The sequence below is a fragment of the Chlorobium sp. genome (assembly GCF_021740465.1).
In the GTDB taxonomy this organism is placed as follows: domain Bacteria; phylum Bacteroidota; class Chlorobiia; order Chlorobiales; family Chlorobiaceae; genus Chlorobium.
Window position 1 is genome coordinate 15,966 of sequence record NZ_JAIOZR010000012.1, and the last position, 17,279, is coordinate 33,244.

Here is a 17,279-nt window from a genome sequence, read left to right on the forward strand (position 1 = left end):
GGAAACATCCGGCTGTAAACAGAAGAGGCTGTCTCGTTTTTGCTTACGAGACAGCCTCTTCTGTTTTACCTTTCTTTCCTGCACCCGTCAGATGCCGGGCGCCTCGATTTCGCCTTCGGCGACGGCTGCGGCAGGTTCCGCAGTTTCAGCAGGTTTCTGCGTCTCGCCGTTCAGCCTGATGCTGCGGTAACGCTTCAGACCGGTTCCTGCAGGAATAAGCTTGCCGACGATAACGTTTTCCTTGAGACCGAGCAGATTGTCGATCTTTCCGGCAACAGCGGCATCGGTAAGCACTTTTGTGGTTTCCTGGAACGATGCTGCCGAAATAACGCTCTCGGTCTGCAGTGCGGCACTGGTGATGCCGAGAAGCACCGGATGGGAAGTTGCCTGCAACGCAGGCTCGAACACGACAAGCATCTTGCTGTTTTTACGCAGTTCGCGGTTGAGCTTGGTGATATCGCGCAGCTTGTAGAGCTGGCCATCCTGTATTCTCGACGGAGCATCTCCCCTTTCGGTAACCCTGACTTTTTCGGCGATATTTTCGTTCGCTTCGATAAAGGCGCTGCGGTCGATAAGATCCCCCGGAAGAAGATCGGTATCTCCAGGCTCCTCGACACGGACTTTCTGCAGCATCTGACGCACAATCACTTCAAGATGCTTGTCGTTGATTTCAACGCCGGCGTTGATCTGGTAAACCTTCTGGATCTCGTTGACCAGATACTGCTGTACCGCGTTGGGACCCTGGATCCGGAGAATATCCTGCGGAGAAATGGCGCCGTCGGTCATCGCATCGCCGGCCTTGACCTCATCGCCCTCATTGGCAAGTACGTGCTTGCCGACCTGGACGTAATAGATCTTCTCTTCACCGAAATCGTTTTTGACCTTGATCTCCTTGCTGCTTCTGCGCTGCGAACCGAAACTGACATAACCGTCGATCTCGGAAACGATTGCCGGATCTGATGGAATACGTGCCTCGAACAGCTCGGTCACTTTCGGAAGACCGGCCGTAATATCGCCGCCTACGCGGTCGAGGTTTCTGGGAACCTTGGCAATGATATCGCCAGGCAGAACCTTCTGGCCGTCCTCGACATAAAGATTCGACTTGATCGGCACCGGATAGGTTTTCCTGATCTCACCGTTGGCGTCAATGATAATGATCCTTGGCTCTCTTGTTTCGTTGGCACGAAGCTTCGAACGCCAGTTGATGATGGTATGCTGGGCAAAACCGGTCTGCGGATCGACCTCTTCCTTGTAGGTCACGCCTTTTTCGATATCGGCAAATCTCACGGAACCTGGTGTTTCGGCAATGATCTGGGTGCTGTTGGGCTCGCTGCTGAAAAGCACCTGGTCCTTTCTCACCATATCTCCCGGACGGCAGTTGAGATGCGCGCCGTGCGGTATGACATAACGCTTGAGAACCTTTCCCGATTCCGGATCGACGATATTGATCTTGCCGTTCTTCTGGATCACGATCGTGCGGATGTCTTCGACCCCGTCATCGTTGATGCTGCTGTGTGCGACGGTTTTGACATCTTCGAACTCAACCACACCCTCATTGAAAGCCTTGGTATCGGTTTCGGAAATACCTCCCTGTGCCGTACCGCCCTGGTGGAAGGTACGAAGCGTGAGCTGCGTTCCCGGTTCGCCGATAGACTGGGCGGCGATAACACCGACCGCCTCGCCGATTTCGACCAGTTTGTGAACGGAAAGGTTTGTGCCGTAGCATTTTGAACAGATGCCGACTTTGGACTCGCAGGTAAGTACCGAACGGATTTCGGCCTCCTCAACGCCGGTGGTGTCCTGAATGAGCTCGGCAAGTTCATCGGTAATGATCTCGCCGGCCTTCACGACAACGCGGTTGTTCAGGCTGTCGTAGATATCCCTTGCTGCGACACGGCCCCGTATCTTTTCGCGGAACTTGATCTGACCGCTGGTCTCTTCCTCGATAATGCGATGAACATGCAGTCCCCGCGTGGTGCCGCAGTCATCGATGGTCACAATGACGTCCTGGGCTACATCGTGAAGCCTTCTGGTCAGATAACCCGCGTCAGCGGTCTTGAGAGAGGTATCGGAAAGACCTTTACGGGCGCCGTGCGTCGAAATGAAATACTCGAGAACCGTCAGTCCCTCCTTGAGGTTCGAAATAATCGGGTTTTCGATAATCTCTCCCGGCTGGCCGGACATGGATTTCTGCGGACGGGCAATGAGACCCCTCATACCGGTCAGCTGGCGCACCTGCTCTCTCGAGCCTCGGGCGCCGGAGTCGAGCATCATATAGAGAGGATTGAAGCCCTCGCGATCCCTCTTCAGTTTCTGGTAGGACTCCTCCGCTACAATATTCGAGGTTTTCTGCCAGACGTCAACAATCTGGTTATAGCGTTCGTTATCGGTGAGGGTACCACGGTTGTACTCCTTGACGACCTTGGTGCTGTCCTTCTGGGCGCTCTTGATGTGGCGCACCTTCGTTTCGGGAACGATCGCATCGGAAAGTCCTACGGAAAGGCCTCCCTTCATGGCGTAATGGAAGCCGACCTCCTTGATGTTATCGAGGAACCTTGCGGTTTCGACATTACCAACCTCACTGCTCAGGCGTCCGATAAGTTCCTTGGCGACCTTCTTGTCGATAACCCGGTTGATGAAGCCGATGGATGCCGGCACATGCTGGTTGAAAATCACCCGGCCCACCGTGGTCAGCAGCATCTTTTTCTGTTCGAGCTGTGAACGCAGCCACTTGTACTTTTCGGATTTTTCATCGACAATGGTATCGAGCACTCTGAGCGGATCGAATTTCTGATCGATGAGCCCGCTGTTGCAGACGAATATCTGGGCGTGCAGACCGACCTGCTGTTCGTTATATGCGATCAGCACATCCTCGGAACTGTAGAAAATCCTGGCTTCGCCCTCTTCGCCCGAACGCGATTTGGTCAGATAGTACATGCCGAGTACCATGTCCTGCGAAGGAACGGTGACCGGTTTTCCGGACTGGGGAAGAATCAGGTTGTGCGATGAAAGCATCAGAAGCGACGCTTCGATCTGGGCCTCCTGGGAGAGCGGAACGTGCACGGCCATCTGGTCGCCGTCGAAGTCGGCGTTGAACGCCGTACAGACCAGCGGATGAATCTGGATTGCCTTGCCTTCGATCAGTACCGGCTGGAAGGCCTGGATACCGAGACGGTGCAGGGTCGGAGCGCGGTTCAGAAGTACCGGACGCCCGTCGATCACCTTTTCAAGCACATCCCAGACTATCGGATCTTTCTTGTCGATAAGTTTCTTGGCCGATTTTACCGATTTGGCTATGCCGCGCTCGACGAGACGGCGAATGACGAACGGCTGGAAGAGTTCGATGGCCATGCTCTTGGGAAGTCCGCATTCATGCAGCTTCAGCTCCGGTCCGACGACGATGACCGAACGACCGGAGTAGTCGACCCTCTTGCCGAGCAGGTTCTGGCGGAAACGGCCCTGTTTGCCCTTGAGCGCATCGGAAAGCGATTTCAGCGGCCTGTTCGACTCCCCGGTCTTGACCGCGTTGGCCTTGCGGGAGTTATCGAACAAAGCGTCCACAGCTTCCTGCAGCATGCGCTTTTCGTTCCGGAGAATAACCTCCGGAGCACGAATGTCGATCAGCTTTTTCAGCCGGTTGTTGCGGATAATCACCCGGCGGTAGAGATCGTTGAGATCGGATGTCGCAAACCGTCCCCCCTCGAGCGGCACCAGGGGCCTGAGTTCCGGAGGAATAACGGGAACAACCTCCATAACCATATACTCCGGCTTGTTGCCTTCATAAACATATGGCTCGGGAAGTTCATCCTCGGGGAACAGACCTGTACTTTTCTTGCGGGTCCTCTTCTGCGGTTCATAACTTTTTCTGAACGACTCGACCACTTTGAGGCGTTTGAGCGCATCGGCACGCTTCTGCTCGGAGCTGCTCTCCTTGAGCACTTTGCGCAGGGTTACGGCGGTCTCGTTCAGATCGATATTTTTCAGGAGCAGGTGAATAGCCTCTCCTCCCATCTTGGCGACAAACTTTCCGGGATCGTTATCGTCGAGGTCCTGGTTGTCCTCATATTCGGTTATGATCTGGAAATACTGCTCCTCGGTCAGGCGATCGAGCTTTTTTATGCCCTGTTTTTCTCCGGGTTCACCGGGATTGATGACCACATAAACCTCGTAGTAGATAATCCGCTCCAGCTCCTTTGTCGAAAGATCGAGCAACGCTCCGATCTTGCTTGGCACTGAACGGAAAAACCATGTATGAACAACCGGCACGGCAAGCGAGATATGACCCATACGTTCGCGGCGTACGCTTTTCGTGGTAACCTCGACACCGCAGCGGTCACAGATGATGCCTTTGTAGCGGACTCTTTTGTATTTGCCGCAATAGCACTCCCAGTCCTTGGTCGGACCGAATATTTTTTCGCACATCAGGCCGTCGCGTTCCGGCTTGAAAGTGCGGTAGTTGATGGTCTCCGGCTTGAGCACTTCGCCCCGTGAATGGGCAAGAACGCTTTCAGGAGACGCTATACTGAATTTTATCCTTGAAAAATCACCTTTCAACGGCGATGCTCCCTGTGAAAAAATCATATCAATATCCTCTCGTTAAACGACCTTTTTAAATCCCTTTTATGATCTCCTCCGTTAAAGCGGATGCTGCTAAGGAACCCTGTCATCGATACGGATTTCAAGTCCAAGACCCTGGAGCTCTCTGACCAGAACGTTGAACGACTCGGGCGTTCCGGGCTCCGGCAGGTTCTGTCCCTTGACAATGGCTTCATAGGTTTTATTGCGGCCGATCACATCATCCGACTTGACCGTCAGCATCTCTCTCAGAATATTTGCCGCACCGTACGCCTCGAGCGCCCATACCTCCATTTCACCGAATCGCTGGCCGCCGAACTGGGCTTTACCTCCGAGCGGCTGCTGGGTGATGAGCGAGTAGGGCCCTGTCGAACGCGCATGGATCTTGTCGTCAACCAGATGGCTCAGCTTCAGCATGTAGATATAGCCTACCGTCACCTCGTCATCGAATTTTTCACCGGTCCGTCCGTCAAAAAGACTGACTTTGCCGTGTGCAGGCAGACCTGCCCGTTCAAGCTCCTGCTGCACCTCTTCATAGGTTGCGCCGTTGAAGATCGGGGTCTTGAACTTGACACCGAGTTTTTTGGCCGCCCATCCGAGCGAAGTTTCATAAAGCTGACCGATATTCATACGGCTCGGTACACCGAGCGGATTGAGCACGATATCGACCGGGGTGCCGTCTTCCATGAAGGGCATATCCTCTATCGGCAGAATCTTGCCTACGACGCCCTTGTTACCGTGACGGCCCGCCATCTTGTCGCCCACCTGGATCTTCCGCTTCTGTGCGATGTAGACCTTTGCGAGCTCTTCGATGCCCGGAGGCAGTTCGTCGCCAACATTGAGTTTGTATTTTTCATTTTCCCGTTCATCGGCAATATCCTTGAGCATGAACCGGAACTCCTTGACGAGGCGGACAACATTTTCGTTGACCTTCTGGGATTCCACAACACCTTTTGTGAAATCGATCGACTCGAGAAAAGGCAGGCCGCTGAATCGCGCAAGCAGACTCTCGTCGAACAGGGTTCCCTCGGCTACGAGGACCTTCCCTTTCTCATTATAGATGCCGGAGCTCTTTTTCCCGGTCAGCAACTGGTTCAGCCATTTGGTGAAGCGTTTGCGCAGATCGTACTCTTTCTGGTCGTACCGCTTGTCGACAACTTCGATACGCTCTTTGACGTCAAGCCCGATTTTTTTCTTGCGGCTGAAAAGCTTGGTCTTGATGACGATGCCCTTCATGCCTGCAGGCACATGCATCGAGGCATCCTTGACATCGCTTGACTTGTCGCCGAAAATAGCACGCAGCAGCTTCTCCTCGGGCGTGGGATCGCTCTCGCCTTTCGGCGTAATCTTGCCGACAAGAATATCGCGCTCCTTGACTTCAGCACCGATACGAACAATGCCGTTTTCGTCAAGGTTTCTCAGCGCGTCTTCGCTGACATTGTAAATATCCCGGGTAAACTGCTCCTCTCCCCGTTTGGTATCGCGGACATTGGCCTCGAACTCGTGAACATGAATCGAGGTGAACACATCGTCGAAAACAAGGCGCTCACTCAGGATAATGGCATCTTCGAAGTTGTATCCCCGCCATGGCATGAAGGCCACGAGCACATTTTTTCCGAGCGCAAGTTCACCATCTTCTGTTGAAGAGCTGTCTGCCAGCACATCGCCCTTGACAACCCGCTGTCCGCCATGCACAAGAGGCTTCTGCGAGATACAGGTATCCTGGTTCGAGCGCTTGAACTTGATAAGCTTGTAGGTTTTAAGACCCTCATCCGGATCGAGCATCGAAAGATGAACGCCGTTTTCGGTATCCACATCGTAGCGAACCCGTATATAATCTGCCGTTACCTCATCGACAACTCCGGCCTGTTCGGCGACAATGACCGAACGGGAATCCCTTGCCACCTTGGCCTCCATGCCGGTACCTACAACCGGAGCCTCGGAGGTAAGCAGCGGAACCGCCTGGCGTTGCATGTTCGCGCCCATGAGCGCACGGTTGCCGTCATCATGTTCGAGAAAAGGGATAAGCGCCGCTGCAGCACTGACAATCTGCACCGGAGAGACATCCATGTAATTGACATCCTCGGCAGGCACCAGGGGATAGTCGCCCTTTGTCCTTGCCTGAACCGACTCTACGGCTATTTTCTGGTTTGCGTCGAGCGGTATGCTGACCGGAACGGTTATTTTGTTTTCCTCATCCTCGGCAGAGAGCATGACAACCTTTTCGGTCACCTGTCCGTTCTCGACCATACGGTAGGGGGTCTGGATAAAGCCCTTGTCGTTTATCTCCGCATAAACCGAAAGCGAAGAGATCAGACCGATGTTCGGTCCTTCCGGCGTCTCGATGGGGCATAGCCTGCCGTAGTGGGTATAATGAACGTCACGAACCTCAAATCCGGCACGTTCACGGGTGAGACCGCCGGGTCCGAGAGCTGAAACCCTGCGCTTGTTGGTCATTTCGGCAAGCGGGTTGGTCTGGTCCATGAACTGCGAAAGCTGGCTCGTGGCAAAGAAGCTCGAAACCACGCTCGAAACTGTTCGGGCGTTGATGAGATCGGCAGGGGCGATCTTGTCGGAATCACGGGAGTTAAGCTTTTCTCGCACGTTCTTGCCCATTCTTGCCAGACCCACGACAAACTGTGCCGCAAGCTGTTCACCGACCGAGCGGACCCGACGGTTTGCAAGGTGATCGACATCATCGACCTCGGCCTGTCCGTTGACAAGTTTGATCAGGTAATTGATTACGGCAATGATATCGAAATGCGTAAGCACCAGAATATCCTCACCGACCGGTTCATCGGAGAACGACTGGATGGTCTGCAGGATTTTCTGGTATATCGTGTCTGAAAGTTCTTTCAGCCCAGCCTTGCCAGGCAGATAGGACTCCAGCTCTTCGAACTCTCTGCTGAGCTTTTTACGGATCCGGTAGCGGCCGACATCACCGAGATCGTATTTTTTCTGATTGAAGAAGGTTCTTTCAAGAAAACTGCGTGCGGCGTCGATATCGGGAGCTTCGTTGGCCCTCAGTTCTTCATAGACAATCTCGAGAGCCTCCTCTTCGGTAGCGGAACTGTCGTTGAGGATGGTATTGATGATGATCGACTTGTCCTGCCCCTTGTCGGTGCCGGAGTAGCTCTTCATGACCTTCACCGACTTGTAGCCGGCAGCAAGGATCTGCTCGAAAATCTCTTCGGTGATTGCCGTTCTGGCGCTGACGACCTCGCCGGTCTGCATATCGACAATGTCGGAAGCAAGATATTGACCAAGCAGCTGATCCTTCTTGCCGGCACTCAGCTTGATCTCTTCGACAAGATCGAAGAGACTGAGAATATCCTCATCCTTGGCGAATCCGATGGCCCGAAGCAGCGCGCTGACCAGAAAGTTCTTTTTCTGGTCGATATACACAAATATCTGGTTGTTGATATCGGTCTGGAATTCGATCCATGACCCCCTTGTGGGTACGATCTTGGCCGAATACATCTTTTTTCCGTTGGGATGAACAGCCTCGCTGAACACCACACCCGGAGAACGGTGAAGCTGGGCGACGACAACCCGTTCGGCACCGTTGACTATAAAGGTGCCGCGCTCGGTCATGTAGGGAATCCTGCCCAGATAAACCTCCTGCTGGATAGTCTCTTTCCAGTCGGCCTCATCGGGCTCGTCCTTGTAGGACAACTTGAGTTTTACCTTGAGCGAAACATCGTAGGTGAGCCCGCGTTCAATACAATCCTCAACGGTATACTTGGGCTTATCGAAACTGTATGAAATATATTCAAGCAGGTACAGGCCACGTGTATCGGTTATGGGAAATGCGCTGCGAAGCACCTTTTCGAGTCCCTGATCCCTGCGTTTGGCAAGAGGGACGCTGTCCTGGATAAAATTATGGAAGGAATCGAGTTGAACTTTCAGTAAATCAGGAGGATCGATAATGCTTTGAATTTTGGAAAAGTCAATACACGGTGTTGTTGTTGCATCAGCCACTTTCACATGCACCTCGCTTTTATCAATTGCATGAATTTCTTACAGATTTAAAATCATAACAAAAAACCGCAAAGACTTTGCCGGAAAAAAGCTCCGGCTGAGCCTCACTCACATCACAGCAGAAACGGTCATCCGGTCGGAAAATAATACAAACGGACAAAGCTCCGTCTCTCTGGGGAGACGGAGCTTGTTGTTGGAATGACTCGTAAAAAAGATCACTTAACCTCTACGCCTGCGCCAACTTCTTTGAGTTCTTTGGCGATCTTTTCTGCCTCATCCTTCGAAAGCGCTTCCTTGACGGTCTTCGGTGCACCATCAACCAGATCCTTGGCTTCTTTCAATCCAAGACCGGTGATTGCACGGACAACCTTGATAACGTTGATCTTGCTTTCGCCTGCGGAGGTCAGCACAACATCAAACTCGGTTTTCTCTTCCACTGCAGGAACATCGCCTGCTGGAGCTGCAACTGCAGCACCGGCGAAAACAGCAGGAGCTGCGCTTACGCCGAATTTCTCTTCCAGTGCCTTAACCAGCTCGGATGCTTCTGTAAGGGTAAGCTTACCAATTTCCTCTACAAGTGTTTCAATAGACATTATTTCCCTCTCCTGTTTGTTGTGTAATTAAATATAATCTTGAGTGCGTAATAGACTTTTTTACTGATCACTGCTTCTGTTTGGCAACCTGGTCGAGAACCGATACGAGACTCCTCATGACAGCATTGACCACCATAGGCACGGAGCTGACGACATTGTTGATGAGACCTGCTGCGCGGCCGATATTTTCGGTTTTGCCGAGCATCTCCGAAAGCATGTTGAGCTTGTCCTCACCATAAACGACACCATCGATAGAGGCCATCTTGAACTTCAGCGCATCGTTGGTCTTGCTGAACTTCCTGATGATTTTTGCCGGAGCTATCGGATCGTCGTAACCGAAAGCGACAGCTGTTGTGCTTTTCAGCCCGTCAGCCAGCTTGTCACCCTGTGCAAGTTCCTGCAGGGCCTTTTTGACAAGGGTGTTCTTTATGACTTTGTACTCGATACCGGCTTTTCTGAACTCATTGCGAAGTTCGGCCATTTTCGAGACGTTCAATCCCTGGTATTCCGTCAGATATAATCCCTGGGATCTGCCGATCTTCTCGGCAACCTCCCGAACAATCTGCTCTTTTTTATCCCTTTTCATCACTGTAAACCGTTTATGTTAGGCAACAAATTTTTCTTTCCTGACCCTCACGCTCGGAGACATCGTGCTTGAAACCGCTATTCCCTGCACATACTGACCCTTGGCAGCGGAAGGCTTCAAACGGACCACCTCCCTGACGAAGCTGGTAATGTTCTCGACCAGCTGCTCAGGCTGAAAGGAGACTTTTCCTACAGGAGCATGAACATTTCCTGCCTTATCGACTCTGAACTCGATTTTACCGGCTTTTACCTCTTTAACGGCTTTTGCGACGTCCATCGTAACCGTTCCCGATTTCGGGTTCGGCATAAGACCGCGAGGACCGAGAATTTTGGCAACCTTGCCAAGCTGACCCATAACATCGGGGGTAGCGATGATAACATCGACGCCGGTCCATCCGGACTGGATTTTTTCGATGTACTCTTCGAAACCGACAAAATCGGCACCGGCATCTTTTGCCTCATCAGCTTTCGCCTCCTTGCACACAACGAGAACGGAAACGGTTTTTCCCGTGCCGTGCGGAAGCATGACGGTTCCGCGAACAACCTGATCGGCATGACGCGGATCGACACCGAGCTTCAGGGCAACATCAATCGTTGCGTCAAATTTGACATTGGTAATTTCCTTGACTTTCGCAACAGCCTCGGCAAGATCATACTCCTGCAGCCTGTCGATTTTTGTCAGGGCTTCCCTGTATTTTTTTCCAGCCATTTTTTTGTCTTGTAAAGTGGTTAAAAAAGCGGCCAATGGCCTCCCACACTCTGCTTTTACCAGGAAACTCAGCCCTGAACGAGGATACCCATACTCCTTGCCGTACCCATAACCATCTGCTCGGCACCGGCAAGATCGACAGCATTGAGATCCGGCATTTTCAGCTCGGCAATCCTGCGAACCTGTTCTATAGTCACGGTGCCTACCTTGTTGCGATTAGGCTCATTGGAACCTTTCTGCAGTTTGGCCTCTTTGAGAAGAAGTACCGCCGCAGGAGGGGTTTTGGTAATGAACGTAAACGACTTGTCGGAATAAACGGTAATCACAACAGGTGTGATCATACCGGCCTCAGACTGGGTCTTCGCATTGAACTGCTTGCAGAACTCCATGATATTGACACCTTTCTGACCGAGAGCCGGTCCGACCGGCGGAGCCGGATTAGCGCCACCTGCAGGAATCTGAAGCTTGATAAAACCGATTACCTTTTTTGCCATAACCTATTTATTCAGAAGCTTAAAAGTTTAAGCCCTTGTATTATTGTGAAACCGACTTGACCTGTGAAAAATCCAACTCCGTAGGAGTACTGCGTCCAAAGAAACTGATCATGACCTTGACCTTCATGCGCTCGGTACAGACATCATGAACTACTCCGGTAAGAGAACTGAACGGGCCATCGATAACCTTGACCGAATCGCCGACCCTGAAAGGAGCCTCGACAACGGAACGATGCTCGGCGGCATTTTCCGGCACGAGAATTTTCTCCACTTCGTCAGGACGCAGCGGAGTGGGATTGTCATCGACGCCGAGAAATCCCATGACGGAGGGAATATCGAGAATAAGATTTCTGGTCTGTTTATCCAGAACAGCTTCTATAAGCACATAACCGGGAAAAGCGTTCTTGGTGAGGCTTCTCTTTTTCCCGTTCTTGACCTCGACAAAACGCTCGTAAGGCACATAAACCTGAAGAATCTTCTCTTCGAGACCACAACGAAGCACTTCTGCCTCGATCCCTTCCTTGACCTTACGCTCATGACCGGAATAAATCCTCAGAGCGTACCACCTCGGAACAGGGATCACCTGATCATCAGCACTTTTTTTTCTCACACCCATCTCTGTACCTCAACTGTGGTTATTATAACAACCGGCTCATAACAGAATTAATTACCCAGTCAACAGCAAAGGTAAACAAGGCAAGAATACCGGAAACGGTCAACACCACGATGGTCAGATCTTTTGTCTCCTCCTTGCCCGGCCAGGCAACCTTGCGCATCTCTCCGACAACATCACGATAATACTGACCGACCTTACCTGTAATTTTACGCATATGCACAGTCCGCAATAAGAATCGTGAAATACTTTATGATAACCGGCACGTCAGGAGGGAATCGAACCCCCAACCTGCGGTTTTGGAGACCGCTGCTCTACCAATTAAGCTACTGACGTCTGTCAAATCCAGCAAAACAACCCTGAGCTGATGATCGGACTTGAACCGATGACCTCTTCCTTACCAAGGAAGTGCTCTACCGACTGAGCTACATCAGCCTCTGCAAAAACAACGCGAAAATATTCCGTGGGTAGGGGAGGATTCGAACCTCCGAAGACATATGTCGACAGATTTACAGTCTGTTGCGTTTAACCACTTCGCTACCTACCCGCAATGTCAAGAGCTGGTGATGGGACTCGAACCCGCAACCTGCTGATTACAAATCAGCTGCTCTACCAATTGAGCTACACCAGCAGCTCATTCTAAAAAACAGGGCAGGTAATATAGCCTGCGCTTTTTTAAATACAAAAAAAAAGAAACAAATTATTGATTATTTCTTGCCGCTGCAAGATACCCTGATAGTCTGACGGAAAAGAGTCGCGGCACAAAACGCTGTGAAAAGACAATGAGAAAATCAAGAGGAGTCGGATAAACACGCATGCGATTCTGCCTGTAGCCTCTGAGTACAGCCCTTACGACAACATCCACACTGCAAACCGGTAAGCGTACACCCCTGCGGTCATGTCCGGCCTTCTCCATGAAACCGGTATCGACAAAGCCCGGACAGACGGTAGCAACCCTCACTCCCGTACCCCTGAGCTCCATATGAAGCGCCTCGCCCAGCGTTATCAAAAAGGATTTGGTCGCCGAATAGAGACCGAGACCGGGCACGCCCTGGAGACCTCCGAGAGATGCGATGTTGATGATCCCCCCTTCCTGCTCCGCAACCATGCCTGGCAGGAACAGGTGGACAAGTCTTGCGACGGCTGACATGTTAACCGCCATGATACGCTCGATATCACGCAAGGCAAGGTTATTGAAATCGGATGCACGGGACGTCCCGGCGCAATTGACCAGCAACCGGACGGCAAGATGGTGTTGGAGGCAATAATCGAAGATTCGCTGCGGACTTTCAGGCAGTGCGAGGTCTGCAGGACAGCTGAACACCGAAATGCCATGAGCGGCCCGGAGTTCTTCGGCAAGCCCTGCAAGCCTGTCTTCCGATCGGGCGACCAGCAGCAGATGATTGCCCATACCGGCAAACGCACCGGCAAGAGCACTGCCTATTCCCGTGGATGCTCCCGTAACGAGAGTCACCGGTAACAGCTGCCCGTTCCGACCGGGAATCATCATTTCCGTAAAACAGCCACGATTGCCTCTATCGGGGATCGATCCATTTTCCCCTCTCCTTAATAAGCTCGATAAGCCGGTCAACCGCCCCATCCTCCGGAAGGTTCTCCTCGACACAATCCTTTCCGACATAAAGACTTATACGGCCTTTTCCGGATCCTACATAGCCGAAATCCGCATCGGCCATCTCGCCGGGACCGTTGACGATACACCCCATAATGCCGATTTTCAGCCCCTTCAGATGCAGGAGCCTCTGCTTGATCGATCTGGCTGCCTTTTCAAGATCGAAATAGGTTCTGCCACAACCCGGACAGGAGATGAACTCGGTTTTTGACATACGGGTCCTTGCTCCCTGCAGAATATTGTATGCAAGATCGATCTCGTCGGCAGGGGAAAGCCCGGTATCAAGGGCAAGGATATCTCCGATACCATCACAGAAAAGCGTTCCGGTCTGAACCGAAGCGTCGATCAGCGTATCGAGCCGGTCGTCGCAGCCTTTATGAAAACGAACCACCAGCGGGTAATCGATGCCGCACTCATTGAATTCCCTCACAAGATGCCGGTAGACGAACACCGGAGAGGAGGAGATGACGGAAAAAAACACCCGCTCGAACCCCTGCGCCCTGAGCTTGCGGGCAAAACGCACAAGTACCTCGGCCGGAACACGCTCTCCCGACTGATCATGCAGAAAGCAGAATTCCAGCGCTCCCTGCGACAGGGAGTCAAGCTCCGTTATGAAATCGGGGTCAAGCCGTTCCCCCTCCCGGATATCGAGCCTTGCCTTGGCGACATTTCCGGCCATTCCGGAAAAAAGCAGCGGATTGGAAGTCGATGCCGTTACAAACCGGGCGTTTTCACCCAGCCCTGCAAGAAGAACATCGAGGGCGGCAAGGTCCTCGGCGCTGTCTACACGCACGCCGACAAGTTCCGAACGGATGGCATCAGGAGGTTTTTCAGGGGCAAGCCGGGCGTTGATCTCCTGAAAAACCGTCTCGGCATCGGAAAGCCGGCCGCAGACTTCCGTTTCAACCCTCGGCATCTCGTCGCCGCCCGCATGGAAACCGGCAAGAAAAACCCGGGCGGAAACTCTCCTGCGGTAGCTGAATGGGTCGAACGGAGGAGGAGGCTCCGGGCGGGAGCCCTTCTGCCTCTCGATAACATGCTTCACGGGAAGATGGGCGCTCTCCCCTCGCACAAGATGGTAATCGTTATATTTTTTTACGATCGCAAAACCTACCGGAACCTCGTTGACCGGATCCTCGGTCAGGGAAACCCTGATGGTATCGCCAAGACCGTCCTCGAGAAGCGCTCCGATTCCCATTGCAGATTTAACCCGGCCTTCGTCGCCGTCACCAGCCTCGGTCACGCCGAGATGCAGGGGATAGGCATGACGGAGTTCCCCGTCGGCCTTTTGCACGAGCAACCGGTATGCCTGGATCATCACCCTCACATTGGATGACTTCATTGAAAAGAGAAGATCGTAATAACCGTTCTCTTCACAGATGCGGGCGAATTCCAGAGCCGCCTCAACCATGCCCTCGGGAGAATTCCCGTAACGGCTGACTATTCTGTCGGAAAGGGAACCGTGGTTGGTGCCGATTCTCATGGAGACGCCGAGATCTTTGGCCCTTGTCACCAGAGGCACAAACTCCGTACGAACGGCATCGAGCTCACGCCGGAACTCATCTTCCGAATAACCCTCGCTTGAAAACTTCTGCCGGTTGGCATAATTACCGGGGTTTACCCGGATGTTCTCCACATACTCGACGGCTTTCAGGGCCGCACGAGCCGAAAAATGAATATCGGCAACCAGAGGCGTGTCGATGCGGTCATGGCGGAGCTGGTCCCGGATCTGCCTGAGGTTTTCGGCATCCCGTTCTGTCGGAACGGTAAGACGGATAATTTCACACCCCGCCTCATAAAGGCGCCGGCACTGTTCGACGGAAGCAGCGGTATCCCTGGTATGGGTATTGGTCATCGACTCCACCCTGATCGGCTGGTATCCCCCAAGCGATATGGGCCCGAAGGCGACTTCCCTGGTATAACGACGGCGATAGTGATACATTGAAAAAAGGAAAATTGATCTCTTGTGATTGACTGACCGGCTACTTGCTGCGGATAATATAGAGGGTCTCCCCTTCCCTGCGGAAATTATACTTCTCCCTCGCGGCTTTTTCGATACTGTCGGCACTGTATGCGTTTCTGATACGCTGTTCGTTGTCGACAATGCGCTGCTGCTCCTGGCGGGAACGCTCGAGCAACATACGGTATTCGGCCTCCATCCTGATGCGCTTGAGAAGTCCGTAATCGTCGAAAAGAAACCAGATAACGATGAAGCCGAACAAAATCAGAAACAAAAATTTTTTCGGACTGGAACTGATAAAATCCCGTAAACCATAAAAAAGCTTCATTGCTCTGTACCTGCTGGCTTGAGATTGGCTGAACCTATTCTATCCGTAAAACGGTATGTTCCTGCAGAAACGCAGAAGGAACCCGGATCAACGGGTTCCCTCCCTGCATTTTCATACCCTGAAGGCTGCACCGCCCGGGTACTTCGCCTGGCTTCCCAACTCTTCCTCAATCCGAAGCAGCTCGTTGTATTTGGCCATTCGGTCCGAACGCGACATGCTTCCTGTTTTGATCTGCCCGGCATTGGTAGCTACGGCGATCTGGGCTATGGTGCTGTCCTCGGTCTCTCCGCTCCGATGGCTGATAACGGCGGTATATCCGTTGCGCTTTGCCAGATCGATAGCCTGCAACGTTTCGGTAAGGGTGCCGATCTGGTTCACCTTGATGAGAATCGAGTTACCAACCCGGCGCTCGATGCCCGAAGCGAGCCGCTTGCTGTTGGTGACGAAAAGATCGTCACCGACAAGCTGCACCCTCGAACCGATCTTGTCGGTCAGCAGTTTCCACCCTTCCCAGTCATCTTCAGCCATACCGTCCTCAATGGAAATAATGGGATAGGCGCTGGCCCATTTTTCCCAGTACTCGGCCATCTCAAGGGAGGTCAGCTCCTGTTTGGAGGATTTCTTGAACACATAGCGCTGTTTCGCAGAATCGTAGAACTCGGAACTGGCCGGATCGAGAGCGATCATGACCTGGGCATCACCGAGCCCGCCTTTGTCGGTCGGGGAGCCTGCTTTATAACCGGCTTTGCCGATCGCCTCTATCACCAGCTCGATTGCCTCTTCGTTCGAACGAAGGTTAGGCGCAAACCCTCCCTCGTCGCCGACCGCCGTGCTCAGTCCCTTGCTTTTGAGCAGCGCCTTGAGGGCATGAAAGATTTCAGCACCGCAGCGAAGCGCATCGCTGTAGCAGGCGAAACCGGCAGGCATAATCATGAACTCCTGGAAATCAACGGTATTGTCGGCATGAGCGCCGCCGTTGAGCACATTCATCATGGGAACCGGCAGCGTATTGGCCATGGTGCCGCCGATGTAGCGGAAGAGTGGCAGGCCGGAATATTCGGCGCCGGCCTTTGCGCAGGCCATCGATACGCCAAGCAGGGCGTTGGCCCCAAGCTTTGCTTTATTCGGCGTGCCGTCAAGAGCAAGCAGCATTTCATCGATCTCCTCCTGCTCGGTCACCAGCATGCCGCAGAGGGCCTCGTTGATGACGGTATTGACATTCCCGACGGCCTTCAGCACCCCTTTTCCAAGATAGATTCCTGCGTCGCCGTCCCTGAGCTCTACCGCCTCATGAACTCCTGTAGATGCTCCGCTCGGCACGGCCGCCCTGCCGAACGAGTTTTCAGTGTATACATCGACTTCAACGGTAGGATTACCTCTCGAGTCAAGAATCTGGCGTGCAAGAACTTTCCTGATTATGGGCATAGCGGATTTGGGTTTTTGTTTTATGAAACAGGCGACAAAGCCGGGCGGAACAAGCGGTTCCGTTACCGGATCACAATGCATAAATTTATCCAATTTCCATGCGATTTCATTGCTGCCGCACCATCAAATAAAGCTTTTTTTTGTTTATTGAATGATAAGCTGTTTTTCACCTGAAGAGATCAGACAGCACCAGACTTCTTTTATCCTGGCCCGCAAAGAAAACGGGCCGCCGTTGAAAAACCGTTGCATGCGCTTCGAGGTCGATGCCGCCATAGCGCAGGAACCGGAGTGGACCCGGAGATGCACGCCGATTCCTGGAAGCCGGGAGCATACACAACAGGTTTTTCAGTTGCGCCCAACAATCAATTCAACCAAGGAGTGCCGCC

The 17,279-nt window shown here is 52.7% G+C and carries 12 protein-coding genes and 4 tRNA genes; all 16 read right to left on the reverse strand.

The genetic code is table 11. The annotated features are described in order from the left end of the window. Positions 1 to 87 precede the first annotated feature (87 nt). Positions 88 to 4,581 (reverse strand): DNA-directed RNA polymerase subunit beta', encoded by a 4,494-nt coding sequence (rpoC, locus tag K9G39_RS06980; protein ID WP_292004213.1) that lies wholly within the window; start codon positions 4,579 to 4,581, stop codon positions 88 to 90. A gap of 69 nt (positions 4,582 to 4,650) precedes the next feature. Continuing rightward, positions 4,651 to 8,556, reverse strand: a complete 3,906-nt coding sequence (gene rpoB, locus K9G39_RS06985) for a DNA-directed RNA polymerase subunit beta (protein WP_292004263.1) — start codon at positions 8,554 to 8,556, stop codon at positions 4,651 to 4,653. A 215-nt stretch (positions 8,557 to 8,771) separates the two neighbouring features. Beyond that, positions 8,772 to 9,149: a 50S ribosomal protein L7/L12 gene (gene rplL / locus K9G39_RS06990; RefSeq protein WP_292004214.1), complete on the reverse strand. Its 378-nt coding sequence runs from the start codon at positions 9,147 to 9,149 to the stop codon at positions 8,772 to 8,774. Positions 9,150 to 9,216: 67 nt separating this feature from the next. Beyond that, complete coding sequence (gene rplJ / locus K9G39_RS06995) at positions 9,217 to 9,735, reverse strand: 50S ribosomal protein L10 (RefSeq protein WP_292004215.1); 519 nt, start codon at positions 9,733 to 9,735, stop codon at positions 9,217 to 9,219. A gap of 18 nt (positions 9,736 to 9,753) precedes the next feature. Further along, positions 9,754 to 10,443: a 50S ribosomal protein L1 gene (gene rplA / locus K9G39_RS07000; protein ID WP_292004216.1), complete on the reverse strand. Its 690-nt coding sequence runs from the start codon at positions 10,441 to 10,443 to the stop codon at positions 9,754 to 9,756. Positions 10,444 to 10,511: 68 nt separating this feature from the next. Next, positions 10,512 to 10,937, reverse strand: a complete 426-nt coding sequence (gene rplK / locus K9G39_RS07005; RefSeq protein WP_292004217.1) for a 50S ribosomal protein L11 — start codon at positions 10,935 to 10,937, stop codon at positions 10,512 to 10,514. 40 nt (positions 10,938 to 10,977) lie between these two features. Then, a complete protein-coding gene (gene nusG / locus K9G39_RS07010; RefSeq protein ID WP_292004218.1) occupies positions 10,978 to 11,553 on the reverse strand; it encodes a transcription termination/antitermination protein NusG in 576 nt (191 codons plus the stop codon). A gap of 22 nt (positions 11,554 to 11,575) precedes the next feature. Next, positions 11,576 to 11,767 carry a preprotein translocase subunit SecE gene (secE, locus tag K9G39_RS07015; protein WP_292004219.1) on the reverse strand — a complete coding sequence of 64 codons (192 nt, stop codon included), beginning with the start codon at positions 11,765 to 11,767 and terminating at the stop codon, positions 11,576 to 11,578. A gap of 46 nt (positions 11,768 to 11,813) precedes the next feature. Beyond that, a tRNA-Trp gene (locus tag K9G39_RS07020) sits at positions 11,814 to 11,886 on the reverse strand. A 26-nt stretch (positions 11,887 to 11,912) separates the two neighbouring features. After that, a tRNA-Thr gene (locus K9G39_RS07025) sits at positions 11,913 to 11,985 on the reverse strand. A gap of 29 nt (positions 11,986 to 12,014) precedes the next feature. Beyond that, positions 12,015 to 12,097: transfer RNA gene (locus K9G39_RS07030), tRNA-Tyr, on the reverse strand. 11 nt (positions 12,098 to 12,108) lie between these two features. Next, positions 12,109 to 12,181, reverse strand: a tRNA-Thr gene (locus K9G39_RS07035). Between the two features lie 69 nt (positions 12,182 to 12,250). Further along, positions 12,251 to 13,024, reverse strand: a complete 774-nt coding sequence (locus tag K9G39_RS07040) for an SDR family oxidoreductase (protein ID WP_292004220.1) — start codon at positions 13,022 to 13,024, stop codon at positions 12,251 to 12,253. Between the two features lie 61 nt (positions 13,025 to 13,085). Continuing rightward, complete coding sequence (gene ispG, locus K9G39_RS07045) at positions 13,086 to 15,122, reverse strand: (E)-4-hydroxy-3-methylbut-2-enyl-diphosphate synthase (protein WP_292004221.1); 2,037 nt, start codon at positions 15,120 to 15,122, stop codon at positions 13,086 to 13,088. 40 nt (positions 15,123 to 15,162) lie between these two features. Beyond that, positions 15,163 to 15,414, reverse strand: coding sequence for a septum formation initiator family protein (locus K9G39_RS07050; protein ID WP_292004222.1), 252 nt, complete (start codon positions 15,412 to 15,414; stop codon positions 15,163 to 15,165). Positions 15,415 to 15,579: 165 nt separating this feature from the next. Continuing rightward, complete coding sequence (gene eno / locus K9G39_RS07055) at positions 15,580 to 16,893, reverse strand: phosphopyruvate hydratase (RefSeq protein ID WP_292004223.1); 1,314 nt, start codon at positions 16,891 to 16,893, stop codon at positions 15,580 to 15,582. Positions 16,894 to 17,279 lie beyond the last annotated feature (386 nt).